This is a genomic window from Citrobacter sp. wls827 (assembly GCF_005280875.1).
GTDB classification, from domain to species: Bacteria; Pseudomonadota; Gammaproteobacteria; order Enterobacterales; family Enterobacteriaceae; genus Citrobacter; species Citrobacter youngae.
The window spans coordinates 39,101-57,571 of the sequence record NZ_SZWR01000015.1 but is presented as its reverse complement, the minus strand read 5'-3'; the positions used below and the strand labels follow the sequence as shown (position 1 = coordinate 57,571).

General features: G+C 54.7%; 14 protein-coding genes and 1 pseudogene. 8 read left to right on the top strand and 7 right to left on the bottom strand.

The window, feature by feature from the left end; all coding sequences use genetic code 11:
* Positions 1-189 precede the first annotated feature (189 nt).
* Positions 190-2,148: an acetate--CoA ligase gene (gene acs / locus FDX03_RS09640; protein WP_137345855.1), complete on the bottom strand. Its 1,959-nt coding sequence runs from the start codon at positions 2,146-2,148 to the stop codon at positions 190-192.
* 433 nt (positions 2,149-2,581) lie between these two features.
* Between acs and nrfA the strand changes: the two genes are divergently transcribed.
* The 7 genes and pseudogenes from nrfA to gltP all read left to right on the top strand — a co-directional run bounded on the left by nrfA (position 2,582) and on the right by gltP (position 10,658).
* The gene (gene nrfA, locus FDX03_RS09635; RefSeq protein WP_003844735.1) at positions 2,582-4,018 is read left to right on the top strand and encodes an ammonia-forming nitrite reductase cytochrome c552 subunit; all 1,437 of its coding nucleotides are present in this window, start codon (positions 2,582-2,584) and stop codon (positions 4,016-4,018) included.
* A 44-nt stretch (positions 4,019-4,062) separates the two neighbouring features.
* A complete protein-coding gene (gene nrfB / locus FDX03_RS09630; RefSeq protein WP_043018095.1) occupies positions 4,063-4,629 on the top strand; it encodes a cytochrome c nitrite reductase pentaheme subunit in 567 nt (188 codons plus the stop codon).
* Positions 4,626-5,297 (top strand): cytochrome c nitrite reductase Fe-S protein, encoded by a 672-nt coding sequence (gene nrfC, locus FDX03_RS09625; RefSeq protein WP_005132585.1) that lies wholly within the window; start codon positions 4,626-4,628, stop codon positions 5,295-5,297. Before nrfB ends, nrfC begins: the two co-directional genes overlap by 4 nt.
* The gene (gene nrfD / locus FDX03_RS09620) at positions 5,294-6,250 is read left to right on the top strand and encodes a cytochrome c nitrite reductase subunit NrfD (RefSeq protein ID WP_061067029.1); all 957 of its coding nucleotides are present in this window, start codon (positions 5,294-5,296) and stop codon (positions 6,248-6,250) included. Before nrfC ends, nrfD begins: the two co-directional genes overlap by 4 nt.
* 8 nt (positions 6,251-6,258) lie before the next feature.
* Positions 6,259-8,386 (top strand): annotated as a pseudogene (gene nrfF / locus FDX03_RS09615) (heme lyase NrfEFG subunit NrfF).
* Positions 8,383-9,003: a heme lyase NrfEFG subunit NrfG gene (gene nrfG, locus FDX03_RS09610; RefSeq protein WP_137345854.1), complete on the top strand. Its 621-nt coding sequence runs from the start codon at positions 8,383-8,385 to the stop codon at positions 9,001-9,003. The pseudogene nrfF and the gene nrfG overlap by 4 nt, the downstream one beginning before the upstream one ends.
* 344 nt (positions 9,004-9,347) lie before the next feature.
* Positions 9,348-10,658 (top strand): glutamate/aspartate:proton symporter GltP, encoded by a 1,311-nt coding sequence (gltP, locus tag FDX03_RS09605; RefSeq protein WP_048213908.1) that lies wholly within the window; start codon positions 9,348-9,350, stop codon positions 10,656-10,658.
* Positions 10,659-10,754: 96 nt separating this feature from the next.
* Here gltP and yjcO read toward each other — a convergent pair whose 3' ends face one another.
* Positions 10,755-11,444: a Sel1 family TPR-like repeat protein YjcO gene (yjcO, locus tag FDX03_RS09600; RefSeq protein WP_124021066.1), complete on the bottom strand. Its 690-nt coding sequence runs from the start codon at positions 11,442-11,444 to the stop codon at positions 10,755-10,757.
* A 103-nt stretch (positions 11,445-11,547) separates the two neighbouring features.
* Positions 11,548-13,695, bottom strand: coding sequence for a formate dehydrogenase subunit alpha (gene fdhF / locus FDX03_RS09595; RefSeq protein WP_082193781.1), 2,148 nt, complete (start codon positions 13,693-13,695; stop codon positions 11,548-11,550).
* Between the two features lie 288 nt (positions 13,696-13,983).
* Here fdhF and FDX03_RS09590 point away from each other — a divergent pair, with 288 nt between their 5' ends.
* A complete protein-coding gene (locus FDX03_RS09590) occupies positions 13,984-14,715 on the top strand; it encodes a response regulator transcription factor (RefSeq protein ID WP_137345853.1) in 732 nt (243 codons plus the stop codon).
* A 59-nt stretch (positions 14,716-14,774) separates the two neighbouring features.
* Here FDX03_RS09590 and FDX03_RS09585 read toward each other — a convergent pair whose 3' ends face one another.
* The 4 genes from FDX03_RS09585 to FDX03_RS09570 form a co-directional block, all read right to left on the bottom strand.
* Positions 14,775-15,779 carry a carbohydrate kinase family protein gene (locus tag FDX03_RS09585; RefSeq protein WP_137345852.1) on the bottom strand — a complete coding sequence of 335 codons (1,005 nt, stop codon included), beginning with the start codon at positions 15,777-15,779 and terminating at the stop codon, positions 14,775-14,777.
* Positions 15,776-16,636, bottom strand: coding sequence for a ketose 1,6-bisphosphate aldolase (locus FDX03_RS09580; protein ID WP_061067036.1), 861 nt, complete (start codon positions 16,634-16,636; stop codon positions 15,776-15,778). Before FDX03_RS09580 ends, FDX03_RS09585 begins: the two co-directional genes overlap by 4 nt.
* 14 nt (positions 16,637-16,650) lie before the next feature.
* Positions 16,651-17,334, bottom strand: coding sequence for a D-lyxose/D-mannose family sugar isomerase (locus FDX03_RS09575; RefSeq protein ID WP_137345851.1), 684 nt, complete (start codon positions 17,332-17,334; stop codon positions 16,651-16,653).
* 120 nt (positions 17,335-17,454) lie between these two features.
* A complete protein-coding gene (locus tag FDX03_RS09570) occupies positions 17,455-18,396 on the bottom strand; it encodes an ABC transporter substrate-binding protein (protein ID WP_101742853.1) in 942 nt (313 codons plus the stop codon).
* Positions 18,397-18,471 lie beyond the last annotated feature (75 nt).

Genomic DNA, 18,471 nt, shown 5'->3' with positions numbered 1-18,471 from the left:
GTTGGCCGCACTCGCCTACCCCAGTCACATAGTGAACTATGTGGCTGGGGATATGCTTGCTTGCCGCCTTCCTGTAACACGAAATCCTTTGGGGGAGGTTTTTATATTTCCTTCCCGGTCAGGGGAGGGGTAGGGATAGGATTTGTAGGCCCGATAAGCAGCGCGCCATCGGGCATTTCACGGTTATGGTTATGATGGCATCGCGATGGCCTGCTTCTCTTCGAGCAGTTTCTCTACCACGCCAGGATCGGCGAGGGTTGAGGTATCGCCCAGATTGCTGGTATCGCCCGCCGCGATTTTTCGCAGAATACGGCGCATGATTTTGCCGGAGCGGGTTTTCGGCAGTGAGTCGGTCCAGTGCAGCACGTCTGGCGTTGCTAACGGGCCAATTTCTTTTCGTACCCAGTTGCGCACCTCGGTGTATAACTCAGGTGACGGCTCTTCGCCGTGATTCAGCGTGACGTAGGCGTAAATGGCCTGGCCTTTAATACTATGTGGAATGCCGACCACGGCGGCTTCGGCAATCTTTGGATGCGACACCAGCGCCGACTCGATTTCTGCTGTACCCAGGCGGTGGCCCGAGACGTTCAGCACGTCATCCACACGTCCGGTTATCCAGTAATAGCCGTCTTCGTCACGACGCGCGCCGTCGCCGCTGAAGTACATATTCTTGAAGGTAGAGAAGTAGGTTTGCTCAAAGCGTTCGTGATCGCCAAACAACGTTCTCGCCTGACCCGGCCACGAGTCGGTAATCACCAGATTGCCTTCGGTCGCGCCTTCCTGCGGGTTACCTTCGTTATCAACGATGGCTGGTTGTACGCCAAAGAATGGACGCGTTGCAGAACCCGCTTTCAGCTCGGTGGCGCCCGGCAGTGGGGTGATCATGAATCCCCCGGTTTCGGTCTGCCACCAGGTATCAACGACCGGACATTTTTCGTTGCCAATTTTCTTCCAGTACCACTCCCATGCTTCCGGGTTAATCGGCTCGCCAACGGAACCCAAAATGCGTAGCGATGAACGGTTAGTGCCTTCAATCGCCTTATCACCTTCTGCCATCAGGGCGCGGATAGCCGTTGGCGCAGTATAGAGGATTGTGACCTGGTGCTTGTCCACGACCTGTGACATACGCGCCGGGGTCGGCCAGTTAGGTACGCCTTCAAACATCAGCGTGGTGGCACCGCAGGCCAGCGGACCGTACAGCAAATAGCTGTGGCCGGTAACCCAACCCACATCAGCAGTACACCAGTAGATATCGTCCTGATGGTAATCAAACACATACTTAAAGGTCGTTGCCGCGTAAACCAGATATCCCCCCGTGGTGTGCAGCACGCCTTTTGGCTTACCGGTTGAACCAGAGGTATACAGGATAAACAGCGGATCTTCCGCGTTCATTTCTTCCGGCTGATGTTCAGGGCTGGCTTTTTCGATAAGATCGGACCACCACAGGTCACGGCCTTCCTGCCATTCCGTTTTTCCACCGGTTCGTTTGAGGACGACCACATGCTCCACGGTCTTCACGTTCGGGTTTTTCAGCGCATCATCGACGTTCTTTTTCAGCGGGATGCTGCGTCCGGCGCGCACGCCTTCATCAGCGGTGATCACCAGGCGTGAATTGGAGTCGATAATACGTCCGGCGACGGCCTCCGGTGAGAACCCACCGAAGATGACCGAATGCACCGCGCCAATGCGGGCGCAGGCCAGCATGGCGACCGCAGCTTCCGGCACCATCGGCATATAGATCGCTACCACATCGCCTTTTTTAATGCCTAAATCCAGCAATGTATTGGCGAAACGACAAACATCGCGATGCAGTTCGCGATAGGTAATGTTTTTACTTTGGCTGGCATCATCGCCTTCCCAGATGATGGCGGTACGATCGCCGTTTTCCTGCAGATGGCGGTCAAGGCAGTTTGCCGCCAGGTTCAGCGTGCCGTCTTCGTACCATTTAATCGACACGTTGCCGGGTGCAAAAGAGGTGTTCTTTACCTGGCTGTATGGCGTGATCCAATCAAGAATTTTTCCCTGCTCGCCCCAAAATGTGTCGGGATCGGTAATGGACTGTTGGTATTTCGCTTCGTACTGCTCCGGGTTTATCAGGCAACGGTCCGCAATGTTTGCGGGAATAGCGTGTTTGTGTATTTGGCTCATGGCTTTTGTTCTCCTTGTAGGATGTTAATAATATGTCGCACAAACGTTAAATGTAGGGGCTTTGCGAGTTTTGTTTAGTATTTGGGCGACAGATCACGCAATAACCGAATTGTGCAAATTAGCGGCAAACTGAATTTTGAAGAGAACTAGCAAAAATTGATTAAACCTCGCGATAACATGCGGTTATATAGAGAGTTTTGAAAAGGTGATCTGTGTCGGGTATAGACAAAAGAGTGAGGGATTAGAAGGGGCAAATAACTCTAAAGTGGTATTTTACATACACTTACAATTGATTAAAAACAACATTTCTTGTAGGGTTTCTTGTTACAAATAGGGTGGAGCAATGTCATGACAGTATTCGTGTGGTTGCTGTTATGGAAAACAATAAAAGAACCGCCATTGCAGATAATGGCGTCATCTGGATGAGACCCCTATGGCAAGGATAAAATCACGCGTACGCCGTTTCTTCAGCCTGTTAGTACCTTTATTATTTATCTCTGCAGTTCACGCTGAACAAACCCCCGTACCCGCAAAAACCGTCACCGTTGAAGCGAAGAATGAAGTCTTCGCCCCTCAGCATCCCGATCAATATCTCTCCTGGAAAGCCACGTCTGAGCAATCAGCCCGTGAAGATGCGCTGGCAGAAGATCCGCGTCTGGTGATCCTGTGGGCGGGATATCCCTTCTCGCGCGATTACAACAAACCGCGCGGGCACGCGTATGCCGTGACCGATGTCCGTGAAACCTTACGTACCGGTGCACCCAAAACGGCAGAAGATGGTCCGTTGCCGATGGCCTGCTGGAGCTGTAAAAGCCCGGACGTGGCGCGTCTGATCCAGAAAGACGGTGAAGATGGCTACTTCCACGGTAAATGGGCGCGCGGCGGTCCTGAAATTGTTAACAATCTTGGCTGCGGAGATTGCCATAACACCGCGTCACCAGACTTTGCCAAAGGCAAGCCAGAACTGACGCTGTCGCGCCCTTATGCTGAACGCGCGATGGAAACCATCGGCAAACCGTTTGAGAAAGCCGGTCGCTTCGATCAGCAATCCATGGTCTGCGGCCAGTGCCACGTGGAGTACTACTTCGACGGTAAAAACAAAGCCGTTAAGTTCCCGTGGGACGACGGCATGAAAGTCGAGAACATGGAGAAGTACTACGACACCATCGCCTTCTCTGACTGGACCAACTCCCTGTCTAAAACCCCGATGCTGAAAGCGCAGCACCCGGAGTATGAAACCTGGAGCGCAGGCATTCACGGCAAGAACAATGTGACCTGTATCGACTGCCACATGCCGAAAGTGCAGAACGCGGAAGGCAAGATTTACACCGACCATAAGATTGGTAATCCGTTCGATAATTTCGCTCAGACCTGTGCGAACTGCCACACCCAGGACAAAGCGTCCCTGCAAAAAGTGGTCGCCGAGCGTAAACAGGCCATTCATGACCTGAAAATCAAAGTTGAAGACCAGCTTGTTCGTGCGCACTTCGAAGCGAAAGCTGCATGGGATGCGGGCGCAACTGAAGCGGAAATGAAGCCGATTCTGGAAGATATCCGTCACGCGCAATGGCGTTGGGACCTGTCTATCGCCTCACACGGTATTCACATGCATGCCCCGGAAGAAGGTCTGCGGATGCTGGGTAGCGCAATGGATAAAGCCGCTGACGCACGTACCAAACTGGTCCGTCTGCTGGCGACTAAAGGCATCACACATGAAATCCCGTTACCGGATATCTCTACCAAAGAGAAAGCCCAGGCGGCGATTGGTCTGAACATGCAGCAAATCAATGCTGAGAAGCAGGACTTCATCAAAACGGTGATTCCGCAGTGGGAAGATCAGGCGCGTAAAAACGGTCTGTTAAGCCAATAACCCCATTTCGCCCCGCAAGGGGCGGATAACTCAACGGAGTGAATATGAGCGTATTACGTTCGTTATTAACTGCTGGGGTGCTGGCGTCAGGCTTGTTATGGAGCCTGAGTGGAATTACTGCCACGCCAACGCCGCAGGAGTCGGATCAACGCTGGACGGTTACCCAACAGCGTAATCCGGATGCTGCCTGTCTGGACTGTCATAAGCCCGATACCGAAGGCATGCATGGTAAGCATGCGGAAGTCATCAACCCGAATAACAAACTGCCGGTCACCTGCACCAACTGTCACGGCCAGCCGTCACCGAACCACCGTGAAGGGGTGAAGGATGTGATGCGCTTTAACGAGCCGATGTACAACGTGGAGCAGCAGAACAGCGTCTGTATGTCCTGTCACCTGCCTGAGCAGTTGCAAAAAGCGTTCTGGCCGCACGATGTCCACGTAACCAAAGTGGCGTGTGCCAGCTGTCACTCACTGCATCCGAAGCAAGACACGATGCAGACGCTGAGCGATAAAGGACGGATCAAGATTTGCGTCGATTGCCACAGCGATCAGCGTAACAATCCGAACTTTAACCCGGCGTCGGTTCCGTTGCTTAAGGAGCATCCATGAGTTGCTCTCGTCGCCAGTTTATCACCGGCGTCGGCGCGCTGGTGGCAGTGAGCGGGACGGCGGGACGCGTTGTGGCGAAGACGCTGAACATCAACGGCGTGCGTTACGGTATGGTTCATGATGAGTCTTTATGCATCGGCTGTACGGCTTGCATGGATGCTTGTCGGGAAGTTAACAACGTGCCGGAAGGTGTATCGCGTCTGACGATTATTCGCAGCGAGCCGCAAGGGACATTTCCTGATGTGAAGTATCGCTTCTTCCGTCACTCGTGCCAGCATTGTGACCATGCTCCCTGCGTTGACGTCTGCCCGACGGGGGCATCGTATCGCGATGCCGCCAACGGCATTGTGGATGTGAACCCCGACCTTTGCGTTGGCTGCCAGTACTGTATCGCCGCGTGTCCTTATCGTGTGCGCTTTATCCATCCGGTAAGCAAAACGGCGGATAAATGCGATTTCTGCCGGAAAACCAACCTGAAAGCGGGCAAACAGCCTGCCTGCGTTGAGTCATGTCCGACGAAGGCGCTGACGTTTGGTAATCTGGACGATCCCAACAGCGATATCTCCCGTTTGTTGCAGCAGAAAACCACCTACCGTTACAAACTGGCGTTGGGTACAAAACCGAAGGTCTACCGCGTTCCCTTTAAATTTGGGGAGGTGAGCCAATGACATCCGCTTCTGCATTTCATTTCGAATCACTGGTGTGGGACTGGCCCATTGCCATCTATCTGTTCCTGATAGGCATTTCCGCCGGACTGGTTACGCTGGCAATTTTGCTACGTCGTTTCCATCCGCAGGCGGGTGGTTCTGACAGCACGCTGCTGCGCACCACGCTGGTGTTAGGGCCGGGGGCGATTATCTTCGGTTTGCTGATTCTGGTGTTCCACCTGACGCGTCCATGGACCTTCTGGAAACTGATGTTCCACTACAGCTTCACTTCGGTGATGTCTATGGGGGTCATGCTGTTCCAGTTGTACATGGTGGTGTTAGTGCTGTGGCTGGCAAAAATCTTTGAAAAAGAGGTGATTGCCCTGCAACAGCGGTTCGTGCCGCGACTGACGATGGTCTCAAAACTCCTGACGCTAATCACGCCGTTCCATCGCGCGCTGGAGACATTGATGCTGGTGCTGGCGGTCCTGCTCGGGGCGTATACCGGGTTCCTGCTGTCGGCGCTGAAATCCTACCCGTTCCTGAATAACCCGATCCTGCCGGTGCTGTTCCTGTTCTCCGGGATCTCCTCCGGTGCGGCGGTGGCGCTGATCGCCATGGCATTACGCCATCGTAGCAACCCGCACAGCACCGAAGCGCACTTTGTGCATCGCATGGAAGTCCCGGTAGTATGGCTGGAGATCTTCCTGCTGGCGGCGTTCTTCGTCGGCCTGGCGCTGGGCGATGACGGCAAAATGCGCGCGCTGGCGGCGGCACTGGGCGGCGGATTCTGGACCTGGTGGTTCTGGCTGGGCGTGGCCGGGCTTGGGCTGATACTGCCGATGCTGCTAAAACCCTGGGCCAATCGTAGTTCGACGTTTCATGGCGTGCTGGCAGTGTGCGGCGCCAGCCTGACAGGTGTACTGCTGCTGCGCTTTTTTATCCTCTATGCGGGTCAGCTAACCGTTGCGTAAGGTGATATCTGGACGTTCTCCTTCCTGAAGCCGGTTTTCTGGCGCTGTTATTAAGCCTCGGGGTCAACGTGTTGACCCCACTTGCCGTGTTGGTGGGTGTCCGCCAGCGCTGGCAAGGGGTGATGCGCCTGGCATGCGTGGGCGTGTGGACGCAATTTGCCCTGCTGCTACTGGCCTTTGCCATTCTGGTATTCTGCTTTCTGACCAGTGACTTTTCGGTGGTCTACGTTGCCCAGCACAGCTACAGCCTGCTGCCGTGGGGATTAAAACTGGCGGCGGTGTGGGGCGGTCATGAAGGATCGCTGCTGCTGTGGGTGCTGTTTCTTTCCGCCTGGAGCGCGCTGTTCGCTTTTCGCTATCGGCGTGATGCCGACGCGCTGTTTCCGCTGACGCTCAGCGTCCTTTCAATGATAACGGCCCTGCTGTTGCTGTTTGTGGTGGTATGGTCCGATCCGTTCGTGCGTATCTTTCCGCCAGCCATTGAAGGGCGCGACCTTAACCCGATGCTGCAACATCTTGGGTTAATCCTCCATCCACCGCTGCTGTACCTGGGTTACGGGGGGTTAATGGTGGCGGCAGGCGTGGCGCTGGCCTCGCTGCTGCGCGGTGACTTTAACGCACAAAGCGCCTGGGTGTGCTGGCGCTGGGCCTTGCCCGGCTGGTGCGCGCTGACGCTGGGGATTATCCTCGGCTCCTGGTGGGCGTACTGCGAGCTGGGTTGGGGCGGCTGGTGGTTCTGGGACCCGGTAGAAAACGCTTCCTTATTACCCTGGCTTTCCGCCAGCGCGTTGCTGCATAGCCTGTATATCACGCGCCAGCGCGGGATCTTCCGCCACTGGTCGCTGCTGCTGGCTATCGTCACGCTGATTTTATCGCTGCTGGGGACGCTGATTGTGCGTTCCGGCATTCTCGTTTCGGTGCATGCTTTCGCGCTGGATAACGTCCGTGCCGCGCCGTTGTTTGCGCTGTTTACCGTGTTGAGTCTGGCGTCGCTCGGGCTGTACGCCTGGCGGGGCCAGCAAGTCCGGCAGAATGCGCGTTTTGGCGGTTGGTCACGCGAGATGCTGATTCTGGTTGCGTTGCTGCTCTTTAGTGCGGTGCTGCTGATTGTGCTGATTGGCACGCTCTACCCGATGATTTACGGGCTGTTCGGCTGGGGGCGGCTTTCCGTGGGCGCACCGTACTTTAATCGCGCTACGCTGCCCTTTGGGCTGCTGATGCTGCTGGTTATTGTGCTGGCAACGGTCAGAAGCCGCAACGTGTCTGTACGTTGTCAGCTTCCGGCGCTGCTGGCGCATGCCGGGGTGCTGGTGTTTGCGGCAGGGATCGTCTTTTCCAGCGGGAGCCGTCAGGAGATAAGCCTGAACCTGAGCCCCGGGCAGCAGGTGGAACTGGCAGGCTACGTTTTCCGTTTTGAGCGTCTCGACCTGGAAGCCAAAGGTAACTACACCAGTGAAAAAGCGCAGATCACGCTGTGGCACAATGAGAAACGCATTGGCAGCCTGCAACCTGAAAGGCGCTTCTATGCCGCGCGTCGTCAACAGATGATGGAGCCGGGGATCCGCTGGAACCTGATGCATGACTGGTACGCGGTGATGGGTGAAAAAACCGGACCAGACCGTTATGCCATGCGCTTGTACGTGCAGACCGGCGTGCGTTGGATTTGGGGCGGCGGACTGTTAATGGTCTTTGGCGCGCTGCTGAGCGGATGGCGAGGAAGGAAGCGTGATGCGTAATATCTGCGGTTTTATCGTCCTGTTTTTTATCACTTTCGCCACGCATGCCCAGGTTGTGGACACATGGACGTTTGCCAACCCGCAACAGCAGGAGAAAGCGCTGTCTATTGCCAGCCAGCTGCGCTGCCCGCAGTGCCAAAACCAAAACTTGCTGGAATCCAATGCGCCGGTAGCTGTCAGTATGCGCCACCAGGTTTACAGCATGGTGGCGGAAGGGAAAAGTGAAGCCGAGATAACCACGTGGATGACCGATCGTTACGGTGATTTCGTACGCTATAACCCGCCGTTGAATGAGCAGACGCTGCTGCTGTGGGCGTTGCCGTGCCTGTTGTTGTTACTGGTCGGCGTGGTGGTCTGGCGGGTGAGAAAGCGTCAGCGCGCAGAGGAGGAGGTGCAATGAGTCAGTCCGAACATCCCACTGCGCCGTTACGACCAATGCCCGTGAAGCGGCTGACTGCTGCGGTGGTGCTGATGGTTGTGGCCTGCATCGGCGGTTATCTGTTGACGCCAAAATGGCAGGCGGTGCGGCAGGAACAGGCGCGGTTGGCGGACCCATTACATGCGTTCTCCGATGATAACATTCAGGAAAAACAGCTACGTTCTTTGCAGTCGCAGATTCGTGCTGCTCCACAGGACGGTGTGTTATGGGCGCAACTGGGGGAATATTATCTTTGGCAAAATGCGTATCACAATGCACTGCTGGCCTATGAGCAGGCGCTGCGTTTTCGGGGTGAAAACGCCGAAATCTATTCGGCGCTGGCGACGGTGTTGTACTATCAGGCCGGGCAACATATGACATCGCAAACGCGCGAAATGATAGATAAATCCCTGGCGCTGGACGGTAACGAAGTTACCGCGCTGATGCTGTTGGCTTCCGATGCGTTTATGCAGGCTGATTACGCACAGGCGATTTCAGTGTGGCAAAAAGTAATGGATTTAAACTCGCCGAGGGTGAATCGTGCGCAGTTGATCGACTCGATTAATATGGCGAAATTATTGCAGAATCGGCAAAAATAAATTTATTTTTTTGTGATTTGCATCATTTTGCCTGTTTAAAAAACAGGCAATTGAACAAGTGGGCAAAAAAAACTCATGGAAGAACTTCTTCATTTTTTATCAAATAAAAATTCTTTTATAACAAAAAGTTATTCATGATTACCGATATAAACTCGCGTTTTTATGCATAATTTCAGCTAAACCCCCTGTTCTGAAAGGCTTGCGCGAGATAGCGTGCAAATGATAATGATAATAAGCGTTAAAAAACTCTATAAACGAACGCAACACAAATCATACCCTTTCAGTATGTACTGTTCTCGCATTTTTATATGCGGAATAGCGCTCCATCGAGGAAGTCCGTTGTTATGAAAAATTTGAAAGTCAGCCTGGCATGGCAGATCCTCATCGCCATGGTGCTGGGCATTTTGCTGGGGAGTTACCTGCATTACCATAGTGACAGCCGCGAATGGCTGGTGTTAAACCTGTTGCAACCGGCGGGTGATATCTTTATCCACCTGATTAAAATGATTGTCGTGCCGATTGTTATCTCCACGCTGGTTGTGGGTATTGCCGGGGTAGGCGATGCCAAACAGCTGGGCCGTATTGGCGCCAAAACCATTCTCTATTTCGAAGTGATCACCACCATCGCCATTATTCTCGGCATTACGCTGGCGAACGTGTTTCAACCGGGTTCCGGGATTGATATGTCGCAGCTGGCGACTGTGGATATTTCGAAATATCAAAATACAACCGCAGAAGTGCAAAGCCACGCGCATGGCCTGATGGGCACGATTTTGTCACTGGTGCCGACCAACATCGTCGCATCGATGGCGAAAGGCGACATGCTGCCGATTATCTTCTTTTCGGTGTTATTCGGTTTAGGCTTGTCTTCGCTGCCAGCTACTCACCGCGAGCCGCTGGTGACCGTGTTCCGCTCTATTTCCGAAACCATGTTTAAAGTGACGCACATGGTGATGCGCTACGCGCCGGTTGGCGTTTTTGCGCTGATTGCTGTGACCGTCGCGAACTTCGGTTTTGCCTCACTGTGGCCGCTGGCGAAGCTGGTACTGTTGGTGCATTTTGCCATCCTGTTCTTTGCGCTGGTGGTGCTGGGTATCGTGGCGCGTGTCTGTGGTCTGAGTATCTGGATCTTAATCCGTATCCTGAAAGATGAGCTGATTCTGGCGTATTCAACCGCCAGTTCTGAGAGCGTACTGCCGCGTATTATTGAGAAAATGGAAGCCTATGGCGCGCCAGCCTCAATTACCAGCTTTGTGGTGCCGACCGGTTACTCATTTAACCTTGATGGCTCAACGTTGTACCAGAGTATTGCCGCTATTTTCATTGCGCAGCTGTACGGTATCGACCTGTCACTATGGCAGGAAATCGTATTGGTGCTGACGTTGATGGTCACCTCGAAAGGGATTGCAGGCGTGCCGGGCGTCTCCTTCGTCGTACTGCTGGCTACGCTTGGCAGCGTCGGGATCCCGCTGGAAGGCCTGGCGTTTATCGCCGGCGTTGACCGTATCCTCGACATGGCGCGTACCGCGCTGAACGTGGTGGGGAATGCACTGGCGGTGCTGGTAATCGCCAAGTGGGAACACAAGTTTGACCGCAAGAAAGCGCTGGCTTACGAGCGCGAGATGCTGGGTAAATTTGATAAGACCGCGCAGTAATTAGTGATGGGTGCCTGATGGCGACGCTCACGCGTCTTATCAGGCCTACAAAGGATGTGTAGGCCTGATAAGCGTAGCGCCATCCGGCAACCAGCATCAACCATTGGTTAGCTTTTCAAACTCTTCACAGCCGGTATCAAATCCTTCCATACAGCTCAGATTCAGCCAGTGCAGCGCCTTCTGTTTATTCTTCACGATAAACCCCTGCTCGCCGTTTAAGAACATCATTCCGGCCCAGTACTCGGAATAACCGGTGCGGGAGATGGCCGAGCTGCGCTTGAAATACCATGTGGCCTTTTCATCGTCAGCAGGAATACCCACGCCATTGGCGTAGATCAGTCCGAGCAGCATTTGTGCATCGACAGTGGAGTCATTTTCCAGATCTTCAGAGGCGTTTTGCAGCAATGTAATGGCTTTGGGGTAATCTGTGCGTCCAGCCTGCGTGTTCACCAGAATTCTCGCCAGCGTAATTTCCCCCGCCTTACTGCCTGCCTCGGTCGCTTTTTCGGCCAGCGTTTTGGCTTGTGGATAATCCAGACTGACCGGGTTGGTTATCTTAATTTGCGCCAGTAAGGCCCAGGCATCCGCATCGCCGTTGTCGGCTGCTTTTTGCGCCCAGTATTCGGCTTTGCTCAAATCGCCTGAACTAAACCAGGTATCGGCGAGAAAGTATTGTGCGCGTCGGTCTCCTGCCTCAGCGGCCTGTAAGTACTGGCTTCCTGGCTCAGTATCACTGGCATGGGCAAAGAATGTCATAAAGAACATCAATGCAATGAGTTGTTTCATTTTGAGTTTTATTTAGGGTACGGAATGAACAGTATAAAGAGATCGTATGGATAAAAAAACAGCCTCCGGGCGGAGGCTGTTGCAGAACAGGTACGAAAACGGATTAACCCATCGCGCTTTCGCGCAGGCTGGCTTTCAGCTTGGTGTACTCATCAATCACATACTGTTCGGCGGCGCGCTGATCGGCAATGCGTTCAACGTTAACGGCACAGTACTTGTACTCCGGCGTTTTGGTAATCGGGCTCAAGTTCTCGGTTACCAGCTCATTACAGGCCCCAATCCACCATTGGTAGGTCATGTAAATCGCGCCTTTGTTTGGACGATCGCTGACTGCCGCACGGGTAATGACCCGACCTTTACGCGAGTTCACCCACACCAGCTCTTCATCCTGGATGCCCAGGCGTTCTGCGTCGGCGGTGTTGATCTGGGCATAGCCCGGTTCATCCGCCAGCGCGGCCAACGCCGCACAGTTACCGGTCATCGAACGGCAAGAGTAGTGGCCGACTTCACGCACCGTTGATAGTACCATTGGGTACTCTGGGGTGAGTTTGTCGATTGGCGCTACCCAGTCACAAGTGAAGAACTGCGCCAGGCCGTTCGGGGTGTCGAACTTCTCTTTGAAGAGGTAAGACGTCCCCTGGTCGGCATCGGAGGTGTCGCGGCAAGGCCACTGGATATAACCCAGTTCGCCCATCTTCTCGTAAGTGGCACCGTAGAAATCCGGGCACAGATGACGCAACTCGTCCCAGATTTCCTGGGTGTTGTTGTAGTGCATCGGATAGCCCATACGGGTGGCGATTTCACTGATAATCTGCCAGTCCGTTTTCAGATCCCACTTCGGCTCAACGGCTTTAAAGAAGCGCTGGAAGCCACGGTCAGCCGCGGAGAATACGCCTTCATGCTCACCCCATGACGTAGACGGTAAAATAACGTCTGCGGCAGCGGCGGTTTTGGTCATGAAGATATCCTGTACGATGACCAGTTCCAGATCCTCAAAGCCTTTACGTACCGCGGAAAGCTCAGCGTCGGTCTGTAATGGATCTTCACCCATAATGTAGGCCGCACGAACTTCGCCATGGGCCGCACGGTGCGGCAGCTCGCTGATGCGATAGCCGGTATGTGCAGGCAGGCTTTCCACGCCCCAGGCTTTGGCGAATTTCTCGCGGTTAGCCGGATCTTTCACGTACTGATAGCCCGGATAGGTATCCGGCAGCGCGCCCATATCGCATGCGCCCTGAACGTTGTTCTGGCCACGAACCGGGTTAACGCCGACGCTTGGCTTACCGAGGTTACCGGTCAGCATTGCTAGGCTGGTCAGTGAACGCACGGTTTCCACGCCCTGATAGAACTGGGTAACACCCATGCCCCACAGGATGGCCGCACTTTTCGCCGTGGCATACATACGTGCAGCCTGACGGATATCGTGCGCGCTCACGCCCGTGATATCTTCGACGGACTCCGGCGTGTAGCCTTCGACAATCTTGCTGTACTCTTCGAATCCTTCCGTACGCGAGGCGACGAACGCCTGGTCGTACAGTTTTTCTTCGATGATGACATGACCCATAGCGTTAAGCAGCGCGATATTCGAGCCGTTTCTCAACGCGATGTGCATGTCAGCAATACGCGCAGTTTCAATTTTGCGCGGATCGCAGACGATAATTTTCGCCCCGTTACGTTTAGCGTTAATCACGTGATTCGCCACGATCGGGTGGGAATCCGCCGGGTTATACCCGAAGATGAACACTAAATCGGTGTTATCAATTTCATTGATAGCATTACTCATTGCGCCGTTACCGACCGATTGGTGCAGACCTGCAACCGAAGGGCCGTGTCAGACGCGAGCGCAGCAGTCAACGTTATTGGTACCAATAACGGCGCGCGCGAATTTTTGCATTACATAGTTGGTTTCGTTACCCGTACCGCGAGATGAACCGGTCGTCTGAATGGCGTCCGGGCCATACTTCGCTTTGATGGCGCTCAGGCGATCGGCGACGTAATTAAGCGCTTCATCCCAGGAAACGGATTCCAGTTTGCCGCCACGCTGGCGACGGATCATTGGGGTTTTCAGACGAGGGGTCAGGATCTGGGTATCATTGATAAAATCCCAGCCGTAGTAGCCCTTCAGACACAGGGTACCCTGGTTGGTTTTCCCCTGCGCCGCTTCAGCCCGGACGATTTTGCCGTTATCGACCACCAGGTTGATTTTGCAACCTGATGCGCAATATGGGCAAACCGTGACGACTTTTTTCATCGGTCTCGCTCCAGTTAATCAAATCGCGCATACGCGCTTGTCGCTGTGGTTATGCATCTTTTATGCCATGTTTTTATCAGGGGCATTCATCGATATTACGGGCGAATTTTGCGCAAAACCCTGACGAAAAACAGGCTGTCGTCATATTTGACGTGACGAATCTCCAATACGTGACGCCCCGGCAGTGTGACCGAGGTTATGTTTCCCACACATCCTTGTGCCTTATCGCTGTCACTCTGGGCAGAATCAATCACACTCATTTAAGTTGGCCAGAAATGGGGAAAAACAATGAAGCCAGCCATACTGGTTGTGGATGATGACGTGGCGGTCTGCTCGCTTTTACAGGATGTGCTGAGCGAACACGTCTTTGCAGTGACTGCTTGTCATACCGGGCAGGAGGCGCTGCGTTGCATTGATACTCAGCCGGAGATCGCGCTGGTGTTATTGGACATGATGTTGCCCGATATCAACGGTCTGATGGTGTTGCAGCAGGTGCAAAAGATGAGGCCCGGACTGCCGGTGGTGATGCTGACCGGGCTTGGCAGCGAGTCGGATGTGGTGGTCGGACTGGAAATGGGCGCTGACGATTACATCGGTAAACCGTTCAATGCCCGGGTGCTGGTGGCGCGGGTGAAGGCGGTGCTCAGACGCGTCGGTGTGTTAACACCCGAAAGCAGCGGCCCACAAACTACGGGGTTATCCTTTAATGGCTGGCATCTGGACACTGCAGGTTGTCAGTTACGTAATCCTCAGCAATTGAAGGTTGAACTGACGCAGGGTGAATACAGTTTGCTGCTAGCGTTGGCACAGAACGCCCGTCGGGTGCTCAGTCGGGAACAATTGCTGGAATTGACGCGCAGCGACAGCGTTGAGGTGTTTGACCGCACTATTGACGTGTTAATCATGCGATTGCGGCGAAAAATAGAGATTAACCCGCATCAACCGATGTTGATCAAAACCCTGCGCGGGCTGGGCTATGTATTCGCCGCCGACGTGCAGCATCACGACAAGGCGGCGTAAACGCCTTATCCGGCCTACAAAAGCGATAACGACCTCGTAGGCCTGATAAGTGTAGCGCATCAGGCAACAGCCATTCCGGCTTTTAACTCTGCCAGCGTCTTCGCGCCGTCTATCGCATTGGCGCACAGCAAGCTTGCCCGCGCACAGGCGTGTGCCAACCTGACGCTGTCCGTCAGCGACCAGCGCTCATGACAGCCATACAAAAATCCGGCGCAAAACGCATCACCCGCCCCGACGCTGCCAACGATCTCCTCCTGCGCCAGGTACTGCGATGGGATCCAGACGCCCGGCAGATCCGGCGCTTCACCCCAGGCACCTTCCGGACAGTGAATAACCACCCGCTGGCGTACGCCTGCACCCAATAATTCGCGCGCGGCGGTAGCGATATGCGGGATATGCAGCTCGCCGTTGGGCTGGCGGATCTCCAGCCCGCTGAACTCTCCGGCTTCCAGCTCGTTAATCACCAGATAATCGAGATGGCGCAGGGCGGGCATCACCAGAGGCTGGTAGCGCGGGTCGCCCTTGCGTGAGACCAGATCCAGCGATGTTTCAAAGCCGTTGTCGCGCATTTGCGCCAGCAGCCGAGCGCTACGCGTGCCGTACTCTTCATCCGGCATGTCCAGGCTGTCGAGCAGCAGCAGATAGCCAAGATGGAAGATTTTCATCGAGGTATCCAGTTGCTCAAAAGCGGGCAGATCCAGCAGGCGATTTGCGCCGGGCGAATGAAAAAATGTGCGCTGACCGCTCGGGTCGGTCATCACCTGCGACATTGACGTAGGGGCTGATGTTGTGCGCTGAACATGCTGGCGATTAACGTGATACTGCTCCAGCATCGCCATGATGTAATCGCCATCGCTGTCCTTGCCAATTAAGCCCACCGCCTGCAGCGGCAATCCGGTGTGCATTTTTGCCAGTGTAAGCAGCACGTTCAGCGGCGCACCGCCCGTGGCGCGTTCGCTACGGGTGATTTCTGCCAACCAGCCGCGCTCCGGCCACTGCACAATCTGATGTACATGATCGACCAGCATGTTGCCTGCGGCGATAATGCCTTTACGTTCCATCAGATTTGCCCCGCGCTGCCAAAAATACGCATCTGTTCTGAAACGGTATCAGTAATGGCCTCTTCAATGCCGAGCAGCAGTTCGGCGAATTCGTCGTACAAGGGCTGACGATTCGCCATCCGCGTCTCCACTGCCGACAGCGCCGCCTGCGACATGCCCGTATAAAAGTTTATTTTGTGAATGCCAAGCTCGATTGCCCGACGGAAATCGTCGTCGCTGATGCCGGAACCGCCGTGCAGTACCAGCGGGATCGCCGCCTGCTGGCGAATGGCGTCCAGACGCGGGAAGTCGAGCACCGGTTCGCCTTTATATTTGCCGTGGGCATTGCCAATGGCGACCGCCAGCGCATCAATACCGGTTCTGTCGACGAAATCACGCGCCATCATCGGGTCGGTGAATAGCGACTCGTCGGCATGACCGTACAGCGCGCCGCCCTCATCACCGCCCACTGCGCCCAGTTCAGCTTCCACAGACACGCCGACAGCGTGGCACATCTTCACCACTTCGCGGGTTTGACGGATATTTTCTTCATATTCCAGCGTGGATCCATCGAACATCACTGAGCTGAAACCTAAGCGTAACGCTCGCACCACCGACTCAAAGTGCAGGCCGTGGTCAAGATTCAGCACTACCGGAATGTCATGTCTGGCGGCTTCGAACTTGACCGCTTCGACCAGAGAATCCAGCGAGATATATTTAAAATGCACTTCGGCGATATTGATGATAAACGGCGAACGTTCCTGCTTTGCCGCGGCAAAAAGCGCACGCAGGAAGTGTGAGTCCAGAACGTTAAATGCCCCTAAGGCATAGCGGTGCTCGCGGGCATGGGCAAGCCCATCGGCGAGAGATATCAACGGCATAATGCGCTCCTTGGTTAGCGGAACAGGCGATATTCGTTACACAGCACCAGCAGCGCCGGTTCGTCTTCTTCAATGTCGTTGTAGCGGGAAATCGGTTGCAGAAAATGGTTGTCGTGGTCGTCGTCATTAACAGAAGAGACCTCGCCAACCAGCACGTCGCCAAAACCTTTTTCCGCCCAGAAGCTGTGATACAGGCCCGGCGGCAGGCAGATGCTCTCACCCGGCGTCAGGCGTAGTTGGCTGCCCGCGGCATGGGTTTGTCGACAGCCGTCAATCACCACGCTAACGTCGCTGTCTTCCGTTTGCTCGCGGATCCCTGCATTCCACAGTTCGACAATCAGATTGCCGCCGCCGCGATTGATAATGTCTTCGCGTTTGCGCCAGTGAAAATGCATCGGCGTGACCTGCGCATCGCGAACATGCATGATTTTCTCGGCGTAGCATTTCTCGTAAGGCATGCCTTTCGGCGAACCATTACGCAGGGTGAACAGCGTTAATCCTTGCGCGGCGAAATTGTTGCCGCCGAATGCGGTGACATCCCAACCGAGCTTAAGGTCGAACACTTCGCTCCAGGCAGCGGCATCAAGCTTGCGCCATTGGGTCGGCGGGAAACTGGCAAAAGGGGGGAGATGCACGTCGTGCTGAGAGAAAAACTGGCGCGTGTGGCCAAGGATCTCGTTTATTGCGGAGCGTTTCATCGGCTGAATCCTCCTTAATATAATGCCGGATGGCGCCGCGCTTATCCGGCCTACAAATTCATAGCGATCTTGTAGACCGGATAAGGCATCTTTGCCGCCAACCGGCGTTGTTGTGGCGGGCTATTTAACCGTCCAACCCTTATAACTGCCGACGTTGTTTTTATCGATCATCGTCACCGGGATCAGCACGGGTTCTTTCGGGGCGGGTTTCCCCTGCAATATGTCATAGCCGATTTCAACCGCTTTGGCAGCCATCACCTGCGGATCTTGTGCCGGAGTCGCCACAAATAGTGAGTTTTCGCGCTTCAGCGCTTCTTCACCGTCTGGGGATCCATCTACGCCGACAATAAAGAATTCGCTACGCTGCGCCTGTTTTGCCGCCAGATCGGCGCCGATCGCCGTGGGATCGTTAATGGCGAATACGCCGTCGATCTTCGGATTCGCCGCCAGCAACGCGGTCATGATCTCCAGCCCGCCTTCGCGACTGCCTTTGGCGTTTTGGTTATGCGACAGTACCTTGATGTCCGGGTGGCGTTTAAATTCGGTCTGGCAGCCTTCCACGCGGTTCTGGACGGCGGAAACCGGCGGCCCGTTGATGATGACGACGTTGCCTTTGCCTTTCAGACGGTCGGTAATGTATTTACAGGCCATTTCACCTGCCTGGGTGTTATCGGAAGTAATGGTCGCGTCTGCGCCTTCCGCCGCTACGTCAACGGCAACCACCACGATCCCGGCGTCTTTCGCGCGTTTTACCGCCGGGCCGATGCCTTTGGAGTCGGCGGCGTTAAGGATGATCATGTCGACTTTGGCGGCAATAAAGTTGTCGATTTGCGACACCTGCTGGCCCAGATCGTAGCCGCTGGAAACCAACGTCACTTTGACGTTATCACCGGCCAGTTTGCGCGCTTCCAGCTCCGCGCCTTTGGTGATTTGTACGAAGAACGGGTTGGCCAGATCGCCCACCGTGACGCCGATGGATTTCAGTTCTTTCGCCTGCACAAATGGAGCTGCAGCAAGCAGTGCGCCAGCACAGAGCGCGGTAACTAATGGCTTCAAACGCATACTCGTTTCCTCACGTAGGGTATTGTTGTTATACGCCTGATGGCGCTGCGCTTATCAGGCCTACGCATGAGTAGG